Origin of the sequence: Streptomyces sp. NPDC047043 (assembly GCF_040644055.1) — a bacterium.
Lineage (GTDB): Bacteria > Actinomycetota > Actinomycetes > Streptomycetales > Streptomycetaceae > Streptomyces.
This window is the reverse complement of record NZ_JBEYVO010000001.1, coordinates 205,938-226,329: the sequence shown is the minus strand read 5'-3', so window position 1 is coordinate 226,329 and position 20,392 is coordinate 205,938. Positions and strand designations below refer to the sequence as shown.

Sequence of the window (20,392 nt, the reverse complement as noted above, 5' to 3'; positions counted from 1 at the left end):
CGGTCCATCAGGATGGGGAACATGGCAACTCTGGCGCTCAGTTGGACCGTGGCGGTGGTCGCCGCTCTCGTGGCTGCCGTCAGCGCGGTCCGGGTCATGACCACCAGCGGCGGTATCCGGTTCGCGGCGAGCGGCGACCTGCTGATGGGGCTGTGCATGGCTGCCATGGCCCTGCCCGCGACGGTCGGCTGGTATGCGGGCCACGGCATGTGGTGGGCGGCGGCGTTCGGCATCCTCGGGCTCGGGGGCGTGGCCATGGCGGTGAAGCACACGCGCGCGTGCGGGTGGAAGGAGGGGCGCCACTGGGTGCACCTCATTGTGGGGAGCGCCGGCATGGTGATCATGACCCTCGCCATGACGAGTACGTCGTCGGGGCCGGTGTTGGCCCTGGGCGGTTCCTCGATGTCGCACATGCCGGGCATGGAGAACATGGGCGGCGCGACCAGCGCGCACGGGATGGCCGGCATGGAGCTCATGGAGGGGATGGGCTCGATGCAGGGGATGGACATGCAGGGGATGGGGCACACCGCTGCCGCCGCGGGTTCCACCGCGGGGTCCGGTTCCGTGTGGCGGTTCGTGATCGCGGGGCTCGCCGTGTACTTCCTGCTGTCGATCGGCGCGTCGATGTGGGCGAGGATCAGGGGTGCCGGCCGGATCCGGCGGGGCGCGGATGCGCCGTTCGGCTGGGTTCGGTGGCTGCTGGCCATGCCGGACACGGTGCTCGTCTTCCTGACGTCGCTGACGCTCGCGGTGTGGGACAGGGCAAGGGCGGCGGAGCGGTCGGGACGTGGTCGGCGCCGCAAACTCGGAGCCGCGCCGGACGCGGCGCTGGCGGCGCACATCGGCATGGGCGGGACGATGTCCGCGATGCTGTTGATGATGGCCGCATGATCGCCGGGAGCCCCGTTGACCTGCCTGGCGGCGGGGGTGATCCCGTATCGCTGCTGTACCCGCACGCGTGCCGCCAGGTGGCGAAGAGGGCTGTGTGAACGGCGCCACAGGCGGACATGATACCCCCTGGGGGTATAGTGTTCTCGTTGCTGGGAGGGGCCGGGGAACGACGCCCTTCCCGGAGACGACCCACGCGTCCACACCCCGAGGAAGAAGCCATGACCACTGAGACGAACTCCGGCTCCTGCTGCGGCACCGGTTCCTGCGCTTCTGGCGCCACGGTCGACGTCCAGGGCGTCGGTGTCACCACGGTCTACAAGGTGTCCGGGATGACCTGCGGCCACTGCGAGGGCGCGGTCTCCCAGGAGATCTCGGCGCTCGACGGCGTCACCGCGGTCACGGCCGTCGCCAAGACCGGCGAGGTGACCGTCGTATCCGCCGCCCCGATCGACGAGGAGGCCGTCCGCGCCGCCGTCGACGAGGCCGGCTACGAGCTCGTCGGCCAGGCCTGACGGCTGTGCCGGGGTCCGGCCCCGGCAACGCGAGAAACCTCCCCGCGCCGGGACGTGCCGCTTCGCTGATACGGACGCCGTACGTCCCGGCCTACCCAGGAGATACGCACATGACCAGCACGGCTCCCGAAAAGGCACTACCGGCGGCGCCACCCGCGCCTGCCCGCGAGGTCGAGCTCTCCATCGGCGGGATGACCTGCGCCTCGTGCGCCGCCCGCATCGAGAAGAAGCTCAACCGCCTGGACGGCGTCACCGCGACCGTCAACTTCGCCACCGAGAAGGCGAAAGTCTCGTACGCGGAAGGCATCGAGGTCACCGACCTCATCGCCACCGTCGAGAAGACCGGCTACATCGCCGAAGAGCCGCCCCCGCCCGTCATCGCGGCTGCGGTCGAGGGAGAAGCGCAGACCGCACCGGCGGATGGTGAGCTGCTGTCCTTGCGGCAGCGTCTGTACGTGTCGCTCGTGCTCACGGTGCCTGTCGTCCTGATGGCGATGGTGCCGTCGCTGCAGTTCGACAACTGGCAATGGCTGTCGCTGACGCTGGCTGCGCCGGTCGTGGTCTGGGGAGCCTTCCCCTTCCACAAAGCCGCTTGGACGAACGCCCGGCACGGCGCCGCGACCATGGACACCCTGGTGTCCATCGGCACGCTCGCCGCGCTCGGCTGGTCGGTGTGGGCGCTGTTCTGGGGCGACGCCGGGATGCCGGGCATGCGGCACGGCTTCGAGCTCACCATCTCCCGCGGCGGGGGCTCCTCCTCCATTTACCTGGAGGCTGCGGCAGGCGTGACGACGTTCATCCTCGCCGGGCGCTACCTGGAGGCGAAGTCCAAGCGCAAGGCGGGTGCGGCGTTGCGGGCACTGCTGGAGCTGGGCGCGAAGGACGTCACCGTGCTGCGGGCAGGCAAGGAAGTACGCATCCCGGTCGCGCAGTTGGTCGTCGGGGACCGGTTCGTCGTACGGCCCGGGGAGAAGATCGCGACCGACGGCATCGTCGTCGAAGGTGCCTCCGCGGTCGACGCGTCCATGCTCACCGGTGAATCGGTGCCGGTGGATGTGACGGTCGGGGATACGGTCACCGGGGCCACGGTCAACGCGGGCGGTCGGCTCGTGGTCGAGGCCACCCGGGTCGGCTCTGACACCCAACTCTCGCGCATGGCGAAGCTGGTGGAGGACGCGCAGAACGGCAAGGCGGAAGTGTAGCGGCTCGCCGACCGGATCTCCGGGATCTTCGTGCCGGTGGTGCTGCTGATCGCCGCCGGTACGTTCGGCGCGTGGCTCGGGATCACCGGCGACACTGTCGCCGCGTTCACCGCGGCCGTCGCAGTGCTGATCATCGCCTGCCCGTGCGCCCTGGGGCTCGCCACCCCGACCGCCCTGATGGTCGGCACGGGGCGCGGGGCCCAGCTCGGCATCCTCATCAAGGGCCCCGAGGTCCTGGAGTCCACGCGCCGCGTCGACACCGTCGTCCTCGACAAGACCGGCACGGTCACCACCGGCCGCATGCAGCTCCAGGACGTGTTCACCGCCCAGGGCGTGGACAAGGACGAACTGCTGCGACTGGCGGGCGCGTTGGAGCACGCCTCCGAGCACCCGATAGCCCAGGCCATCGCCGCCGGTGCCGCAGAGCGGGCGGGCAGCCTGCCGATGGTGGAGAACTTCGAGAACGTCGCCGGTCTCGGCGTCCAGGGCGTTGTCGACGGGCACGCGGTCCTCGTCGGGCGCGAGAAGCTTCTCAAGGAGTGGGTCATCGAGCTGCCCCATGAGCTGGCCGAGGCCAAGGCCGCCGCCGAGGCCGAGGGGCGTACGGCGGTCGCCGTCGCCTGGGACGGCGAGGCGCGCGGTGTCCTCACCGTCGCCGACGCGGTCAAGGAGACCAGCGCCGAAGCGGTGGCCGAGCTGCGCAGGCTGGGCCTGAAACCCGTCCTGCTGACCGGTGACAACCAGCTCGTCGCGGAATCGGTCGCCAGGGCCGTCGGTATCGACGAGGTGATCGCCGAGGTCCTGCCCCAGGACAAGGTGGACGTCGTCAGGCGACTGCAGGGAGAAGGCCGTTCCGTCGCGATGGTCGGCGACGGCGTCAACGACGCGGCCGCCCTCGCCACCGCCGACCTCGGTCTCGCGATGGGCACCGGCACGGACGCGGCCATTGAGGCGGGGGACCTGACCCTGGTACGCGGCGACCTGCGCGTGGCCGCCGACGCGATCCGCCTCTCCCGCCGGACCCTGGCCACCATCAAGGGCAACCTCTTCTGGGCCTTCGGCTACAACGTCGCGGCCCTGCCGCTGGCCGCGTTCGGCATGCTCAACCCGATGATCGCGGGCGCCGCGATGGCGTTCTCGTCGGTCTTTGTGGTGACCAACAGCCTGCGGCTGCGGTCCTTCAAGTAACCAGGCGGGCACCACCGTTGACCGAGGCGCCCGGGTTCCCGCCCGGGCGTCTCGGCAGTGCTTCAGGTGATCTTCCAGCAGCTTCGCGGTCACCGCCGGGAGAGCCTTGGCGGTGGCCGCGACCTGGGTGAGCAGACCCCGGTCCTGGCCCTCGACGCGACGTAGCCGTTTGAGCGCGGCGTCCTTGTCGTCGTGAGGGCCCAGCAGCGCATCCCGCGCAGGCGATATCGATGCTTCGTCGACCGTTGCTACTAAACCAATTAGTGACTTAGGGTGGCCGCCGACCGGAGAGCAGCGCCAAGAGCAAGGCCGGCCCCTTGGTTGCCGACAACGTGGGCAAGGTCGCGCACGCTCTGGAAGTCGAGGGGCCGGGTATCTCGGAGGCCACAGCAGACCGAAGTCCGCTGACACGCGTCCGCCATCGCCTCATGGGCGCTCCTGATTGGCATGATGCGTCACTACGGTGACCGGGTGCGGGGCCCGTCACGGGAAGGGGCCGAGTGGAGAGTTCCGACTGGCGACCGGTGGTGGTGCTCCTCGTGCTCGTCGTGGCGGCGATCGTGTTGTTGCACGCCGCCTCGATCGCGCTGCGGACGATTCGCGCGCCCCTGCACGCAGGCCCGTTCAGCGGCGGCCTCGAACCGCAGGAACACGCACTGTCCCGGTTCCACGTCCGCTGGTACCCGGTCACGATGATCTTTCTCGCCTTCGACATGGAGATGCTCTTCATGTACCCGTGGACGAAGGTCGTCCCGGCCGTCGGCACGAGCGCGGTCGTCGAGATGTTCCTCTTCCTCGGCGTGCTGCTCGCCGGCGTCGCCTACGCCTGGCGGGAGGGGGCCTTCCGGTGGAGCTGAGACGCAGGCTGACGCGAGCGGCGGTTTCTCGGCCGGGAGTTCTGCTGGTGACGTCTCCCGGAGCGACCCGGGAGCGGCTCGCCGCCGAGGCGGAGTTGGCGCGGCGGGGATGGCCGTGCGTGGCCGTACCAGCGGACGCGGATCTGCTCGTGGTTGTGGGCGACCCCGGTGACCAAGGGGGCGACTGGATCGGAAACGTCTGGGGTGGCATCCCGGCCCCCAAGGCGCGAGTGCGGATCTCGGATGCAGAACGGACTCTCGACGCGCTGGATCGCGGGCTGGCTGAACTCGGGACGCGAGTGCCTGCGCAGCCGGCCGCAACCGGCGATTCTCACGGTCGGCGCGATCAGGAGGCGCACGACCACGGGGACGGGCACTCTCCGCACGACTCCCAGGACATGGGGCAGCACAGTCACCACGATCACGACGAACACGAGCGGCATGAGATGCATGGCGGACACGACATCCACGGTGGTGATCACGGCCACCACGGGCACGCCATGGGAGTCGTGGACGGGCTGCCCATGGCGGATCGTGCCGACGACCGGGACGGGCTGCGGCTCGACCGCCTGCATGTGCCCCTTGGGCCCGCGCTCGCCGACTGGCCCGCTGGGCTGGTGCTACGACTCGCCCTGCAGGGTGACGTCGTGCAGGAGGCCACGGTCGAGCGGCCGGCCGTCTTGCCGTCTCCTCAACCGCCTTTCTGGGACGAGCCGTTCCTGCTCGCCGGCGCGGGCCGACGGATCCGTCAGGGCGATGCGGCACGACGGCTGTGTGCTGCGCACCTGGACAGTCTGGGCAGGTTCTTCGCCGTGGCGGGGTGGGGTGACATGACCTCCCGCACCCGGCACGCACGGGATCGCGCGCTCGCGGGGGCCACCGCCGCGGAACTCTCCGCCGCCGTACGCCCTGTGATCCGTCGGGCCGAGCGTTCACGGACACTGCGCTGGCTGACTTCCGGCCTGGGGCTGCTGCCTGCCGACCATGCTCGACACCGCGGCGTCACCGGCCCGGCCCTGGCCGCCGACGGAGACGCGCACGGCCGCATGCTCGTGTGGCTGGACGCGGTAGGTCGCAGCGCGGCAGCGGTCGACCGCTCCGAAACACTGGAGCAGGGCGAGGCGGTCGGACCGCGCGGGAGTGTTCCAGGTGCGGTGACGCCCTCGCGGGCGCTGTTGGATGTCCTGCCCGGACTGATCGAGGGCGCCGAGTTCGCGTGCGCACGGATCATCGTGGCGAGCCTGGACCCGGATCTCGACGAGTTCGAGTACGCACCCGTGGCGGGGATGGCCCATGGCTGAACGTTCCCCGCTGTGGGCTGCCCTCGCCCTGCCCGTTCTGCTGGTCGCTGCGGCCGTGGTCGTGGCTGGATTCGATGCCGTGCTGTCGGCCGGGGCCCGCAGCGGCCCCACCCGGTCACTGCGTGAGACGACTGTCCGCGCCATGGCGCCCGCCCGCGAGGTACTGCGGCACCTGGTGCAGCAACCGCGGCGGACACGAGCATCCGATGTGCCGTTGGCCCGCATCGGAACGGCACTGCTGCCCGCGGCCGCAATCCTCGCCGCCGTCGTACTCCCGCTGGGCTTCCGGTCAGTGAGCGATCTGCCCGAAGGAATCGTCTGGTTCAACGCCATGGAGGCGCTGGCCTGGGCTGCGGTGTGGCTGGCGGGCTGGGGACCGAACTCGGCCCTCTCGCTCATCGGCGGCTACCGGTTCCTGGCGCAGGGCCTGGCGTACGAACTGCCGCACATGCTCGCGATCACGACGGCCGCGCTCGGCGCAGAGTCGCTGCAGGTCGGCGAAGTGGTCGACGCGCAGGCGGGGTTGTGGTTCGCCGTGTGGATGCCGGCGACCTTCGGGATCTATCTGCTCAGCGCCACGGCGATGGCGTTCTGGGGTCCGTTCGACCAGCCGGCCGGGCTGGACGTGGCCGGTGGCGCGGCATCTGAGCTGTCGGGCGCGGACCGGGTGCTGTTCCTCGGCGGCCGGTGGCTGCTGCTGGTCGTGGCCGCGGCCTTCGCCGTGCCGCTCTTCCTGGGTGGTGGGCACGGGCCGCTGCTTCCTGGCTGGGCGTGGACCGTGCTCAAGACGGCGGCTGTGCTGGCCTTTCTGGTCTGGGCCCGGCGCAGGGTCCCGACCCTGCGCATGGAGCGGTATGTCGAGCTGGCCTGGGTCGTGCTGACCCCGTTGGCGATCGTGCAGGCCCTGGTGGTCGCCCTGGTGGTGCTCAACCGGTGAAGTCGACGACGAGAGCGAGGTGTCGTACGTAGATGGATGTCACGGTCTTCTGGGTGCTGGCCGCCCTGGCGGTCGTCAGCGGCGCGATGGTGTTCCGCTTCGACTCCATGGCCCGCGCGACGTTCTCCCTGCTGACCTCGCTGCTGTGCGTGGGCGGGCTCGTCGTGCTCCTGGGGCTCGACTACCTCGGCATCGTCATCGTGCTGATGATGACGATCGAGATGGCCATCATGGCGGTCTTCATGGTGATGTACATGATGAACCCGGCCGGGCTCATGCCGATGACGATGATCCACAACAAGAAGGGTGCAGCTGTCGTCTGCGGCGTGGTGTTCGCGCTCCTGGCTGCCGGGATCCTGCTCGCGCCCTGGCCCGGACGCAAGGGTCGGGCTCCCGACGATCCGACCATGGATGTCGGTATGTCGCTCATGGGGCCGCAGATGCTCACCATGATGACGCTCGGCATGGCCCTGTTCGCGACGATCGTCGCCACGGTGGTGCTGGCCACCCGGCGGGGACGGTACGACCGGCTCGGCGACGATCTCCGTGCTCGCCGCGCGGATGATCCCGTACGAGGCGGTGTCGGCCGGTGAGTCTGGAGTTGTTTCTGCTGTCGGCCGCCGCGCTGTTCTGCATCGGACTGTTCGGCGCGCTCACCCAGCAGTCCATCGTGATGCTGATGATGGGCCTTGAGCTGATGCTGGGCGGCGTGATCCTGGCTGCCGGGGCCGCCTGGCACTACATCGCGCCGGGCACCGCGGACGGACAGGTGCTGATCGTCGTGGCGGTCACGGCAATGGCGCTGGAGATGGCGATCGGATTCGCCGTCGTCACCGCCCTGTTCCGATCACGGGAGATCGACCTGACCGACATGGCGGCGGAGTTGAAGGAGTGAGCGCCCTGCTGTGGGCGCTGGTCGCCGTACCGCTCGGTGCGGGGGTTCTGCTTCTGGTGGCTGGGCGAAAGGCCGACCGGGCGGCAGCCGCCCTCGCGCTCGCCGTGGCGGTCGCCGCGACAGCAATCGCCGTCGCTGCGGCCTTTCGGCACCCCGCTGTACAGGCCCCGCTGCTCGACGGATTGCCGGTGCGGCTGGAGGTGGACGGGCTGTCCGGGCTGCTGGCCGTCACGATCACCTCGGTCGCCCTGGCCGTACTCCTCTTCAGCTGCGTGGAGTTCGGCGCGGACGAGGCACGGGCCCGGTTCTTCGGGCTGATGCTCGTGTTCGCCGGGAGCATGCTCGTCACGGTCACGGCCGCGACCGTCCCCGTCCTGCTGATGGGGTGGGAGGTCATGGGCGCCACCTCGTGGGCGCTCATCGGCTACTGGTGGCGGGATCCGCAACGCACGAGCGCGGCCGACACCGCGTTCCTGACCACCCGCACAGCGGACCTCGGCCTCTACCTGGCGGCAGGTGCCGCGCTCGCGAGCGGTCAGGATTCGACGCTCTCGCTCGGCAGCCTTGCGCGTATCGACGATCCCTGGCTGTCTTTCGTCACCGCCGGATTCATCGCCGCGGCCCTCGGTAAATCCGCCCAACTCCCCTTCAGCTTCTGGCTGTCGAAGGCGATGCAGGGCCCGAGCCCGGTCTCCGCGCTGCTGCACTCGGCCACGATGGTCGTCGCGGGCGCGTACCTGCTGCTGCGCACCGGGCCGATGCTCGACGCATCCGTCTGGGGCGACGACGTGGTCGCCTGGGTAGGCGTGGGCACCGCATTCTGCCTCGGGCTCGTCGCGGTCGCGCAGACGGACCTCAAACAGCTGCTCGCCGCCTCGAGTTGTGCGCAGATCGGCTTCATGGTGCTCGCTGCAGGAACCGAAGCACCCTCGGGTGGGACGCTGCAACTGATCGCCCACGCGGCGGCGAAGAGCCTGCTCTTCCTGACAGCGGGCGCTTGGCTGACCGCGCTGGGCACCCAGCACCTCCCAGAACTGCTCGGCGCCGCCCGCCACCACCGCACGGCCGGCGTGGCCTTCACCGTCGGCGCGCTCTCCTTGGCCGGCCTTGCCCCGCTTTCCCTGTGGGCCGCCAAGGACGTCCTGCTCGCAGGAGCTCTGGAGACCAGCCCCTGGCTGTACGCGGCGGGACTGGCCGCCGCTCTGCTGTCGGCGGTCTACAGCGCCAAGGCCTTGTGGTACGTGTGGCAGCCGGCAGTGACACGACCCGATGCGCGTCGCGTCCCGGGCGGTGCGGTGGCGCCCCTGGTCCTGCTGGCACTGGCTTGCGTGGCGCTGACGCCGTTGGCGTTCCCGCCGTTGCGCGACAGCGTCGGGCGGGTGCTCGCGTCCCCCGGTCAACCGGCTCCGGACGCGTGGGAGTTCGCGCTCTCCGCGGGACTCGCGCTCGTGGCGGCCGCAGTCACCTGGGCCTGGGGCACGCGCCCGCTGCGCCTGCCCGAGCGCGCCAAGTCGGGCCTCGAGGACTGGCTGCACCTCGAACGTGCCGCCCACGTCCTTGTGGTGGCTCCCGTGATGCGTCTGGCTCGCGCGGCCGCGAGGTTCGACGACCGGGGCCTGGATCGGGCCGTCGACGGTGCCGCCGCGGCCGCCGTACGGTTCGCCCGCTGGACGGACGGCGTCGTGGAGCACGCCGTGGACGGCTCGGTCACCGCGGTCGCGGCCGGGACGCGCGCCCTCGGCCGCTTGGCGCGCCGCCCGCAGACCGGGCAGCTGCACCAGTACCTCGCCCAGGCCGTCGCGGCCTTCACCGTCCTCGCCGTCGTGCTCGTTCTCGTGAGGTGACCCGCTTGCTGACCTCCCTCGTCTTCGCGCCCACGGCCATCGCGCTGCTCCTGTTCACCCTGCCGCGCCGTACGAAACCGACGGTGTTCCGGAGCGTCTGGGCAACGGTGTCGGCCCTCGAACTCGCCCTGGTCATCGTCCTGTGGGCCGGATACGAGGCCGACGGCGGAATGCAGTACGAACAGCGCGCCCGCTGGATTCCGGGCGCGGGCGTCGGCTACCACGTCGGCGTCGACGGGCTGTCGCTGCCGCTGCTCGCCCTCACCTGCCTGCTGTTCCTCGCCTGTGCGCTGTACTCGCTGCGCGAGAGCCGCCGTATCCGCGAGTTCGCCGCGCTGTTCCTGTTCCTCGAGACCACGTGCCTGGGGCTGTTCGCGGCCCTGGACCTGATCCTCTTCTTCGTCTTCTTCGACCTGTCGATCGTGGCGATGTACTTCATCATCGCCGGATGGGGTCACCGGCAGGCCGCCCGCGCCGCGCTGAAGTTCTTCCTCTACACGTTCATCGGCTCCTTGGCCCTGCTGCTCGGCTTCATCGGCCTCTATCTCGCCGCGTCCCCGCACACGTTCGACATGGTCGAGCTGCTGCGTCAGAACCCGCTCGCCGGTCGTTCCGTCTACGGCGGTCTCGTGCTGCTCGCGATCGTCGTCGGTCTGGCGGTGAAGACCCCGACCGTGCCGTTCCACACCTGGCTGCCGCTCGCCCACGTCGAGGCACCCGCGGCCGGTTCGGCGATCCTGGCCGGGGTGCTGCTGAAGATGGGCACGTACGGCTTCGTCCGCATCGCCATGCCGATGCTCCCGGAGGCCTGGCGCCGTTACGCCCTGGTCCTGGTCGTCATCGGCGTCCTCTCGGTCCTGCACGGTGCCCTGGTCGCGCTCGCGCAGACCGACTTCAAACGGATGGTCGCCTACACCTCCGTGAACCACATGGGCTACATCGTCCTCGCCGTCGGCGCGGCCGCGGCGACCGCGGACAGCTTCGAACAGGCCCGCTCCCTCGCCGTCACCGGGGCGGTGACCCAGATGGTCAGCCACGGGCTGCTCACCGGCGCTCTGTTCCTGCTCGCCGGGGTGCTGTACGAGCGGGGGCGGACGTACGACATGGGCGCCTACTCCGGAGTGGCCGCCGTAGCACCGGTGTTCGCGGCCATGACCGGCGTCGCGGCCTTCGCCTCGCTCGGGCTGCCGGGCTTTTCCGGTTTCATCGCCGAGTTCCAGATCTTCACCGGCAGTCTCGGGCCGCGGCCCGTTGCCACCGCGCTTGCGGTGCTCGGCATCCTCCTCACAGCTGGGCTGTTCCTGCGCGCGCTGAGGCAGGTCTTCATGGGGCCGCTGCACCTGCCCGACGCGCCGGGCACCCCGCGCGCCTTCCCCGACATCCGTCCGCACGAGGCCCTCGCCGTCGTGCCGTTGCTGGTCCTGGCCGTGGTGCTCGGCGTGGCACCGCGCTTCCTGCTCGACGTCATCGAGCCGGCCTCCCGCTCCGTCCTGGAGTTGCTCGCCCGATGACCGAGATGAACGAGAACCCGCTCGATCTCCTCCCAGAGGTGCTGCTGGCCGCCTCGGCCGTGCTCGGCCTGCTGCTCGGCTCCTGGCTGCCACGCACCCGGCAGTGGGTCGTGGGGCTGCTGGCGGCCGTGGCGTGCACGGCGGGGATCGTCGCGGCATCGGTGGCCGCGGCGGAACCCGCCACGACCGCCTTCGGCGAGGCGTTCGCCGTCGACCCGGTGACGAGCACGTCCCGGATCGTGCTCCTCGGCGGCACGCTCCTCGTCCTCGGCGTCTCGTTCCGCCCGTTGCAAGGCGATGCGCGGGAGACCGAGTTCTACGTCCTGGTGCAGCTGGCAGCCCTCGGCGCCCTGGTGATGGCGGGCACGCAGGACCTGCTGCTGCTTGCCGCCGCGTATCTGGTGGCGAGCATCCCCGCGTACACCCTCGCCGGGTTCCGCAAGGACGGGTCCGGCACCGAAGCCGCCCTCAAGTACTACGTCATCGGCGCCCTGTTGGGCGTACTGATGCTGACCGGCATCACGGTCCTGTACGCGACCGGGCGTGTGACGTCGTATCCGATGCTCGGGGACGCGTTTCGTGACGCGCCCAAGTCGCTGCTCGCGGCCGGGGCGATCGGGCTGCTCGCAGGCGTGTTGTTCAAGGCCGGTGGTGTGCCGGCGCACTTCTGGGTGCCGGACGCCGTGCAGGGCAGCAGCCCGCCGGTGGCGGCGCTGCTCACCACCCTTCCGAAGATCGGTGCACTGGCCGCGCTCTTCCGGCTCGGCGACGTCGTCTTCGCGGACAGCCCACTGCCGTGGTCCGCGCTCGTCGCCGTACTCGCAGCCGCGTCCATGACGCTCGGCAATCTCGGCGCGTTCTTCCAGCAGGACGTCAAACGCCTTCTCGCCTACTCGACGATCAGCCAGGTCGGCTACCTGCTCATGCCGGTGGCCGTCGCGGGCCGCTCGGACCTCGCCCAACAGGCGCTGCTGTACTATCTCGCGGCGTACGCGGTCACCAACCTCGGCGCCTTCGCCGTGGTGTGCGCACTCCCTCGCGCGCACACGCTGGACGACTACCGAGGACTCGCCAAGGAGCGTCCGCTGCTGGCTGCAAGCCTCGTCATCTGTCTGTTGGGGCTCGTCGGAACTCCGCCGACATCGATCTTCCTCGGCAAACTCGAGGCATTCAGCGCCGCGTTCGACGCCGGCTACGCCTGGCTCGCTGTCCTGGCCGCCGTCAACACAGTGGCGTCCTTGTTCTACTACCTGCGCTGGATCGTGCCGGCGGTCTCTCGCGGCGGTTCCTCTGTCCTCGCCGGGGGAGACGGTGCGGCGCGCGTCGTCGCGTATTCGGCCACGGCGGTCTCTCTCGGCCTCGGCCTGGCGGGCGGACCGGTTCTCGACGCGCTGACCGGGCCGCTCAGCCCGTGATGCGGACCACGGCCTGAGCCGCCTCAGGGATCGGCGCCGAACCATGGCGGCGACACTGGGCCGACGTTCGAATCATCGGGGGCGCCGTGACACGGTCGACAGGGCCGGTCCGTCTGGCCGTCGGCCTCCTGATCGCTGTGGTGACCGCGCAGGTGGGTGTCTCGGCGCGGTGTTCCTGCCGCCCTGCCACTGAGTGTGCGCGGCGTGCCCGGCCCGGCGATCACCCCCACCACTTGCTCTTCAACGCGGCGGCCGGGCCCGGTGCCCTGCTGCGCTGCCGGCGCGTGGGCCTGCTGAACAGCTGCCCCGCCGTCGGGTGACCGCCACCCTGCCCGGTGTGGTCATCGAAGCCGTGGTGCGGGCCTACGTGGTCCCCGGTGCCGCCGTGCGCGCCGAGCAGAAGCGCGCAGCGATCATCGCGGCCGCCCGCGAGACCTTCCTCAAGGAGGGCCTCTCCGCGGGAATCGACCTCTTGCAGGGCGTGGAGATGTTCCTGCGCTACTACGCCCCCGCCGGACCCGACGCGGCACCCTGACCGTCCCGGTGATCCAGGCCCGCGAGCTGCTCGTCACCGGGGGTGTTCCGCTGCGCGGACGCCGGGCCGTTCGCCGAGCACCTCGTCGCTTCGGGCCGGGTGGACCTGGACAGCCTGGTCACCGCCCGGTTCAGCTTGGAGGACACGGAGAAGGCACTCAACGCTGAAAGCCTTCCAGGCAACCTCGAGACAATGGTGGTGCTCTGAATGGGAGTTCTCGACAAGTTCTCGCTGAGCGGTCGCAAGGCCCTGGTCACCGGAGGCAATCGCGGGCTGGGGCAGGCCTTCGCCACGGCACTTGCCGAGGCGGGCGCCGACGTGGCGATCGCGGGCCGTGACGCCGAACGCACGGCGCTCGCGGTGGAACGGGCGGCCGACCACGGGCTTCGACTGCACCCGATCACCGCCGACATCACCGATGACGCGGACGTGCGGTGGATGACCGGCGAGGCGCTTGAGGTTCTCGGTGGCCTGGACATCCTCGTCAACAACGCCGGCACCTGCTTCCACAACGACTCCTGGCACACCACGGACGAGGAGTGGACGCAGGTCTTCGACCTCAACGTTCGCGCGCTGTGGAAGTGCAGCCTCGAGGCGGCACGGCACATGAAGGACTCCGGCGGCGGATCCATCGTCAACATCGGGTCCATGTCGGGCCTCATCGTCAACCGGCCCCAGTGGCAGCACGCGTACAACGCCTCCAAGGCGGCCGTGCACCACCTCACGAAGTCGCTCGCGGCCGAGTGGGCCGCTGCCGGGATACGTGTCAACGCGGTCGCCCCCGGCTACGTGAAGACGGAGATGGCGCCGGTCGACCGGCCGGAGTTTCGCCGCCAGTGGATCGAGGACGCGCCGCAGCAACGTTATGCGCTGCCCGGGGAGATCGCGCCGACCGTCGTGTTCCTCGCCAGTGACGCGGCGTCGTTCATCACGGGTTCGGTCGTCGTGGCCGACGGCGGATACACCGTCTTCTAGCCGCGCCCGCCTCGTGGACAACTCACGTATCGAAGAAGCGGCAAGACAGTGGCGCAAGCCATCCGGCGCGTGGTCACGAGACGATCCCGGACGGCCTTCCGGACGCCGTCGTCATGGCCCTCGCCGCCGAACGGCAGGTCACCCACGAGCAGATGCAGGCCCGGCACACCACTATGCAATGAAGGGGGTGCCGGGCCCGCTCAGTCGGACGGCGTCAGGCGTTCGGGTCGAACGGGATGCCCGACGGCATGGAGTGGGCGAGGGCGTACTCGAAGTCTCCGTTCTTGATCTTGATGGTGGCCGAGCCGAAGTCGGCGCTCAGGAGCTTGTCGCGATACCCGGCGGGGTAGCCGTTCCAGCCGACCAGGCGCGGGTAGAACCAGCCGGCGGTGGCGTTCTCCGGCGGTTCGTCGTTGGTGTTGGCGAAGCGGAAGTCGTGGGTCGAGACGCCGTCCTTGTGGTAGACGATCTTCGGGTGGGTGCCGTCGAAGCGCACGGCCGAGGCGGCCGCCCCCTGGTAACTGCTGTGCTGGGACACCGAGACGTACTGCACCTGGTTGCTGCTGATCCACACCACGACGTGCTCCCAGTCGTGCCGGTGCCCGATGGCCGCCGGACCGAGCGTCGCCTGGTCCTTCTCGAAGTAGCTGGCGTACATCACGGCGCACCAGCCGTTGTTGCACTTCTCGCGTGAGTACGTGTTGGCGTTGGCCAGTTGGGCGTAGTCGTGGCAGTGGCCGTTCACGTCGCCGCCGAGCGCCAGTCCGGGGTTGAGGGTGCCGTCGGCGCCGATGGCCGCGGTGGCGTAGCAGCCGTCGCCGTCGTAGTCGTAGGCGGGGGAGAAGGTCTGCTCCAGGCCGTCGGCGTTCTGGGGGAGCAGCGTCAGCACGTTGGCACTCGCCTGGGTCGGGAGGGCCAGGACGAGAGCCAGTGCACCGAGGGCGGCGGCGAGCGCCGTTCTGCGGGACTTTCTTGCCGCAAGCAGTCGGTTGCGCACGTCAACTCCTACGGGTAACTGGTCAGGTTGGCGACATTGGTGCCGGAGTTGGACGGGCCGCCGGTGTTGTTGATGACGTGGCTGATGGTGCCCGTGCCGCCGAGGGAGACCGTCACCATGCTGGTGAAGCGGACGCCCGAGGTGTTCGGCGCCTCGATCGCGTGCGCGGCGACGACGCCGGGGTTGACGTTGAAGTAGCAGTAGCTGCCGAGGCCGTAGGCCTTGTGGCTGGTGACCGAGTCGGCGACCTTGTAGGCGGCGTAGCCCTGGGTGGAGCCGTTCATCCAGGCGGACTGGTTCGGTGGGTCGTACGGCATCTCGTTCTGGAAGAAGTACGTGCGGCCGCCGTTGCCGTTCCAGACTGTCTGGTACTTCTGGAAGTGCTCCACGAACAGGCCGTACATGGTGACGTTGTCGCCGTTGACGATCAGTCCGGTGTCCGCGGTGTTGCTGGTCCAGCCGACACCGCTGCCGTGGTCGGCGCGCCAGATCCACATGTGGTCGCCGATGACGTTGTCGCTGTTGACGACGAGGCTGGTGGTCGCCTTGCCTACGCCAGCGCCGCCGACGCGGAAGTACACGTCGTGCAGGGAGGTCGGGTCGGCCGCGTGGGAGGCGGCGGAGCCGCTCGGCCCGACTTCCAGCAGGGAGGGCGAGTTGGTGGTGCCGGCGTCGAACAGCAGGCCCGCGATCTTCACGCCGTCGACGTCGGCGACCTTCATCGCGGTGACGCCGTTGTCGGGGACGAGGGTGGCAAGGCCCAGGCCGAGCACGACCGTGTCCGCGCGGTTGACCTGAAGAGTCTGGTCCAGGTGGTAGACGCCCGGAGTGACCAGGAGGTTCTTGCCCGCGGCGAGCGCGGAGTTGATCTGGGAGGCGGTGGCGCCCGGCTTCACGACGTAGAAGCTGTCCAGCGAGAGCGAGCTGCCGGAGGCGCCGCCGGCCCAGCTGGTGCCCGAGGAGTTGGAGCGCACGGACGGCACGAACACCTGGTAGGCGCCGTTGCCGTCGACGTACAGGAACGGCTTCTCGCGGGAGACCGGGCTCTGGGCGACCGTGGTGTACGGCGGGTTGGGGAAGCTGGTGGCGGGCACGCCCGTGCTGCCGGTGAAGACCATGTTCCAGTTGGAGCCGGTCCAGCTGCCGAGCTGGGAGTTGCGGGTCAACCACTGTTGCTGCGAACCGGAGTTGACCTGGCCGTCGATCCTGCTGTCGGCGAGGAGGCCACCGCTGGACCAACCGCCGTCGTCCAGAGCGAGGTTGCCGCGCAGATGCATCCGGCGGTACGCCGCTGCCTGCGAGACGGCCCAACGGTCGCTGCCGCCGGTCGGGTTGACGGACAGGTTCTCCGCGCCGCGCCAGAAGTTCTGGGTGGCGTTGCCCTGGAACCAGTCGGCCTCGGCGTGCACCGCTCCGTTGACCGTCACCGCGTCGGGGGACAGACCGAGGCCCAGCACCTGGGTGTAGAAGCCGACGTTGACGTCCGCGCTGTAGGCACCGGGCTTGAACAGCACGGCGTAGCGCTGCGAGCCGAACTGGTTGGTCTCCTGCTGCTGGAAGATGGAGCTCAGCCTGCTCTGGATCGTCGACGACGACATCGAGGGGTCGAAGACGACGACGTTCGGGCCGAGGTCGGGGTCGGCGGCCGACTGGGCCACGGGGACCACCTGGAAGCGCTGGGCGGCGGTGCCGTTGCAGGTGTACTGCACGAACTGCACGCTGTCGGCGATCGATGCGCCGGGGTCGTCCAGGCACTTGCCGCTGTTGCGGTTGACGAAGTGGAAGGCGCCGCCCCCGTCGTCCACCGGCAGCCACTGCTGGTTGGCACCGCCGCCGTAACTCCACAGGTGGACCTGCGCGTTGTCGGCGGTGGAGAGGTCGGCGACGTCCACGACCTGATTGGTGTCGTTGGCGTTGTTGATCCGGACGTACCCGTCACTGGTGGCGGTGAAGCTCCACCGCTGGGCCGTGGTGCCGTTGCAGCTGTACTGCTGCACGACGGTGCCGTTGGCGGTGGCGGCCGCCTTGGCGTCCAGGCATCTGCCGCTCGCGGCGTTCATGACGGTCGCAAAGCCCGTGGGCAGGGCGGAAGTTGCCGCCCGCGCGGGGGCGCCGGTGAGCAGGGACGCGGCCGTTACGGCCACCAGGGCGGCCACGGCTGATCTGCCACGGCGGGGTAGGGAAGGCATGGGTTCTCCTTGCCGGAAGCGGGAGTTCGGCCGATGTGGTCGGCCGGCGGGATCAGCCGGTGTAGGCGGCGAAGACGCGCGTGTAGTCCCAGTCGGACTGGCTGACGCCGGAGCAGCTGTCGGCGGGGCCGCCGGTGCAGGGCCGGTCGCGGTTGGCGGACCAGAAGGTGAGGCGGGCCAGGTGGTGCTGCTGGGCGTAGGCGAGGATGGTGCGGAAGTCGGCGACGGTCACGGTCTCGTTGTTGTCGGTGATCCCGTTCATGGACGAGATGCCCATGTCCCGGTAGGCCTGGTCGTCGCTGTAGCCGTAGGCGCTCTTGAGCGCGTTCTTGAGGCCTTCGGCCGCCTGAGTGGTGAGGTTGCCCATGTTCTGGCCGGCCCCGCCGAAGTCGAACGGCATGATGGCCCAGGCATCGACGGAAAGCCCGGAGGACGCTGCCCGGTTGATGAGACTCGTGTCCGGCCCGCTCTGCCCGGTGCCGATGGTGATGTACACCTTCAGGCCTGCATTGTTGGCCTTCACCGTCTTCAGTGCGTCCACCGTCCGCTGCTGCACGGTCGGGTTGCTGTAGGCGTCGGCCTCGAGGTCGATGTCGATCGCCTTGAGCCCGTAGGCGTTGATGACCTTCTGGTACGCCGCCGCCAGCTCGCCCGCGCTGGAGCAGGAGCTCTCCAGCTTGTTGCCGCTGTAGCCGCCGAAGGACGGGATGATGTCACCGCCGTTGGCGCGCACGGTGTTCACGGTCTGCTGGTCGACACCTCCGGTCAGGGCCCGGCTGCCGTCCCATTGCGGATTGCAGTAGCCGTTGCTGAGGACGAAGGCGAGGGTGAACCACTTGACGCCGGTCGCGTTGGTGATCGTGGTCGGGCTCGGTGGGCTGCCCCAGCCGTTGTAGAGGTACGGCGCCACGGCCATCGGCGCGGACGGGGTGGTGCCGTCGCCGGCCGCGGGCGCGGTCCACTTCTGGTTGGCCGCGCCGGTGCAGCTCCAGATCTGCGCGCGGGCGCCGTTGGCCGAGGAGTTGTCCGTGACGTCCAGGCACTTGTCGGCCTGCGGGTTGACGATGTCGTGGGCGGCGGTGACCGTCCACTTCTGGTTCGCACCGCCGCTGCAGCTCCACAGCTGGACCTTGGCGCCGTCGGCGGTCGAATTGCCGGTCGCGTCAAGGCACTTGCCGAGGGCGCGGATGGTGCCGTCGCTGCCGACGGTCCATTGCTGGGCTGCGGTGCCGTTGCAGTCGTAGAGCTGTACGGCCGTGCCGTCGGCGGAGTTGGCGCCTGCGACGTCGAGGCACTTGCCGGCGAGGCCGGTGATGGTGCCGGTGGCGGCCCGCGCGGGGGAGGCCGTGAGCAGGCCGGTGGACAGGGTGAGGGCGGTGACCGCCAGGACGGCGGATGCGGGGAGGGGTCTGGCCATGGCTGGGCGGCCTTTCGTGGGGGGTAATGCACCCGGGCCGCGTTCAACTTGCGAACGGACGAGTGCATGCACGGGGGTGGGGTCGCCCGGTGAAACTAAAGGTACGGACCACTTACGTCAAGGTATGAAGTAAGAGTTGAGGAAAGGGAGTTGAGTGGACACCCTGCGTCGCTGTGGCCGGGGTGTTGTTGATCTGGGCGTCGGGATGCAGCGCCAAGGGATCTGCGAGGGGACGTAGTTGGGCCCAGAGGCTGCCTCTGTTCAGTTCACACCCGAGGTGACTGCGAAGAACGCATCTGCTCGCCGCGCGATGGCAGTCGACACAAATGGGCCGCTCCCGAACAGCCTCCTTGGCGTCCTGCGCCGTTCAACGGTTCCGGTTCCGTCGCCGGCGGATCAACCGGTCTGCGCCCTGGGCGGGGACGCGCCCGCCCGGCGGACCGCCAGCAGCGCCGCACCGATGTCCGCCACCGCTCGCGGATCGGACAGGGAGCGGTCCGCCAGCTCCTCGACGCGGCGCAGCCGGTAGCGGACGGTGTTGGGGTGGACGAAGAGGCTCTGCGCAGCGTCCGCGGCGGAGCCGGCGGCGGCGTACCAGTGCTCCAGGGTCTCCAGGAGACGGGAACGCTCCGCGGCCGGGAGGTCGAGCAGCGGCTGGAGGACCACCTCCACGAGGTGCGCCGCCTCGGCCGGGGCGGCGGCGAGGACCATGGCCAGCGGGTTGTCGTCGAACCGTGCGACGCCGGGGCCGGCGCCCCGGAGGCCGGCCAGGGCCAGCCGGGCGAAGCGCAGCGCCTGAGGGGTGTCCCGCAGCGAGTGAAAGCACGGGCTGACACCTACGCGGGCGCCCGCGTGGCGCAGGATGCGCAGGCAGGTGCTCTCCGCCGTCGCCGTGGGCAGGGCGGCCAGACCGATCTGCTGGTCGGGCAGCAGCCGCCAGGCGAAGTGGACCTGGGCCTGACGCAGCGCCGCTTCCGTCCCCGCCAGCGGCTCCTCGCCGGGAGCGTCGGCCGCCGCCACGGCGACCACGTAGGGCCCGCGGTCGGGCAGCCCCAGCTCGCGGGCGGCCTCCCACAGCGTGCGGTCGGCGATGACACCGGTGAACAGCGCCTCCACCAGTGCCGAGCGGCGTGCCTGACGCCGCGAGGTCAGCTCGGCGGTCGTCTCCCGGTAGGCCGCCGCCACCGCCTCCGCGTAGCGGCCGAACAGGGCCCAGATCTCCGCGGACTGGGACACCAGCTGGGCGTCGGTGACCTCGGGATGGGTGCGTGCCTCGGCCAGGATGTCCGTCCACAGGAGCTCGAAGCCGATCCGGTACGCGTGCAGGGTGTCTGCCAGCGGCACACCCTGCTCGGCGCGGAGGCGCCCGGTCTCCCGTGCCGGGCTCGGGTCCTGCGGGCCCGAGCGGCCGAGCTGCTCCAGGAGCAGGTCCGCGTTGGCGGTGCACGAGCGGCGCAGCGAGTCGAAGGGGATCAGCGACTCGTCCTTGTAGGCATCGACGTCCGAGCGGATGCGCTGCGCCATTCGCTCGCCCAGTTCCGGCAGCCTCGCATGAAGCGCCGAGACCACTCCTGAAAGGTCCATTCCCGCAGCGTAACGCCCCTGTTTTGTTCTCCGTGACAATCCCGGAGGGCAGGCGCTGTCACACCGCACATAGGCCGTCGCCACGGACATCGACACGATGTCGTCAACGTGAACAGCGGATTTCGACGGCGACTTTCGTGGA

At 70.0% G+C, this 20,392-nt stretch carries 16 protein-coding genes and 2 pseudogenes; 13 read left to right on the top strand and 5 right to left on the bottom strand.

All coding sequences use genetic code 11. From position 1 onward, the window contains the following. Window positions 1-21: 21 nt before the first annotated feature. From ABZ880_RS01055 to ABZ880_RS01045, 3 genes and pseudogenes are all read left to right on the top strand, one after another. Window positions 22-891, top strand: a complete 870-nt coding sequence (locus tag ABZ880_RS01055) for a DUF5134 domain-containing protein (protein ID WP_361254753.1) — start codon at window positions 22-24, stop codon at window positions 889-891. A gap of 218 nt (window positions 892-1,109) precedes the next feature. Beyond that, window positions 1,110-1,403: a heavy-metal-associated domain-containing protein gene (locus ABZ880_RS01050; RefSeq protein ID WP_361254750.1), complete on the top strand. Its 294-nt coding sequence runs from the start codon at window positions 1,110-1,112 to the stop codon at window positions 1,401-1,403. Between the two features lie 110 nt (window positions 1,404-1,513). Then, window positions 1,514-3,793: pseudogene (locus tag ABZ880_RS01045) on the top strand (heavy metal translocating P-type ATPase). Between the two features lie 54 nt (window positions 3,794-3,847). Here the strand turns inward: ABZ880_RS01045 and ABZ880_RS01040 are convergent. After that, a pseudogene (locus ABZ880_RS01040) lies at window positions 3,848-4,021 on the bottom strand (metal-sensitive transcriptional regulator); the annotation flags it as partial. Window positions 4,022-4,293: 272 nt separating this feature from the next. On the opposite strand from ABZ880_RS01040, the gene ABZ880_RS01035 reads away from it, so the two are divergent. The 10 genes from ABZ880_RS01035 (at window position 4,294) to ABZ880_RS00990 (ending at window position 14,063) form a co-directional block, all read left to right on the top strand. Then, window positions 4,294-4,650, top strand: coding sequence for an NADH-quinone oxidoreductase subunit A (locus tag ABZ880_RS01035; protein WP_361254747.1), 357 nt, complete (start codon window positions 4,294-4,296; stop codon window positions 4,648-4,650). A 398-nt stretch (window positions 4,651-5,048) separates the two neighbouring features. Next, the gene (locus tag ABZ880_RS01030; RefSeq protein WP_361254745.1) at window positions 5,049-5,951 is read left to right on the top strand and encodes a hypothetical protein; all 903 of its coding nucleotides are present in this window, start codon (window positions 5,049-5,051) and stop codon (window positions 5,949-5,951) included. Then, window positions 5,944-6,888 (top strand): NADH-quinone oxidoreductase subunit H, encoded by a 945-nt coding sequence (locus ABZ880_RS01025; protein WP_361254742.1) that lies wholly within the window; start codon window positions 5,944-5,946, stop codon window positions 6,886-6,888. Before ABZ880_RS01030 ends, ABZ880_RS01025 begins: the two co-directional genes overlap by 8 nt. Window positions 6,889-6,920: 32 nt before the next feature. Beyond that, window positions 6,921-7,481 (top strand): NADH-quinone oxidoreductase subunit J, encoded by a 561-nt coding sequence (locus tag ABZ880_RS01020; protein ID WP_361254739.1) that lies wholly within the window; start codon window positions 6,921-6,923, stop codon window positions 7,479-7,481. Continuing rightward, window positions 7,478-7,783 carry an NADH-quinone oxidoreductase subunit K gene (locus ABZ880_RS01015; protein ID WP_361254736.1) on the top strand — a complete coding sequence of 102 codons (306 nt, stop codon included), beginning with the start codon at window positions 7,478-7,480 and terminating at the stop codon, window positions 7,781-7,783. Before ABZ880_RS01020 ends, ABZ880_RS01015 begins: the two co-directional genes overlap by 4 nt. After that, complete coding sequence (locus ABZ880_RS01010) at window positions 7,780-9,627, top strand: proton-conducting transporter membrane subunit (protein ID WP_361254733.1); 1,848 nt, start codon at window positions 7,780-7,782, stop codon at window positions 9,625-9,627. Before ABZ880_RS01015 ends, ABZ880_RS01010 begins: the two co-directional genes overlap by 4 nt. A 5-nt stretch (window positions 9,628-9,632) precedes the next feature. Then, window positions 9,633-11,138: an NADH-quinone oxidoreductase subunit M gene (locus ABZ880_RS01005; protein WP_361254730.1), complete on the top strand. Its 1,506-nt coding sequence runs from the start codon at window positions 9,633-9,635 to the stop codon at window positions 11,136-11,138. After that, on the top strand, window positions 11,135-12,553 hold the full coding sequence (locus ABZ880_RS01000; RefSeq protein ID WP_361254728.1) for an NADH-quinone oxidoreductase subunit N: 1,419 nt from the start codon (window positions 11,135-11,137) through the stop codon (window positions 12,551-12,553). The genes ABZ880_RS01005 and ABZ880_RS01000 overlap by 4 nt, the downstream gene beginning before the upstream one ends. A 316-nt stretch (window positions 12,554-12,869) precedes the next feature. Further along, complete coding sequence (locus ABZ880_RS00995; protein ID WP_361254725.1) at window positions 12,870-13,088, top strand: hypothetical protein; 219 nt, start codon at window positions 12,870-12,872, stop codon at window positions 13,086-13,088. A gap of 207 nt (window positions 13,089-13,295) precedes the next feature. Then, a complete protein-coding gene (locus tag ABZ880_RS00990; protein ID WP_361254722.1) occupies window positions 13,296-14,063 on the top strand; it encodes a glucose 1-dehydrogenase in 768 nt (255 codons plus the stop codon). Between the two features lie 214 nt (window positions 14,064-14,277). Here ABZ880_RS00990 and ABZ880_RS00985 read toward each other — a convergent pair whose 3' ends face one another. The 4 genes from ABZ880_RS00985 to ABZ880_RS00970 all read right to left on the bottom strand — a co-directional run bounded on the left by ABZ880_RS00985 (window position 14,278) and on the right by ABZ880_RS00970 (window position 20,235). After that, window positions 14,278-15,060 (bottom strand): NPP1 family protein, encoded by a 783-nt coding sequence (locus ABZ880_RS00985; RefSeq protein ID WP_361254720.1) that lies wholly within the window; start codon window positions 15,058-15,060, stop codon window positions 14,278-14,280. Window positions 15,061-15,068: 8 nt separating this feature from the next. Next, the gene (locus tag ABZ880_RS00980) at window positions 15,069-17,249 is read right to left on the bottom strand and encodes an RICIN domain-containing protein (protein WP_361254717.1); all 2,181 of its coding nucleotides are present in this window, start codon (window positions 17,247-17,249) and stop codon (window positions 15,069-15,071) included. Between the two features lie 52 nt (window positions 17,250-17,301). Then, on the bottom strand, window positions 17,302-18,666 hold the full coding sequence (locus ABZ880_RS00975) for a lectin (protein WP_361254714.1): 1,365 nt from the start codon (window positions 18,664-18,666) through the stop codon (window positions 17,302-17,304). 396 nt (window positions 18,667-19,062) lie between these two features. Then, window positions 19,063-20,235 (bottom strand): helix-turn-helix domain-containing protein, encoded by a 1,173-nt coding sequence (locus tag ABZ880_RS00970; protein WP_361255834.1) that lies wholly within the window; start codon window positions 20,233-20,235, stop codon window positions 19,063-19,065. Window positions 20,236-20,392 lie beyond the last annotated feature (157 nt).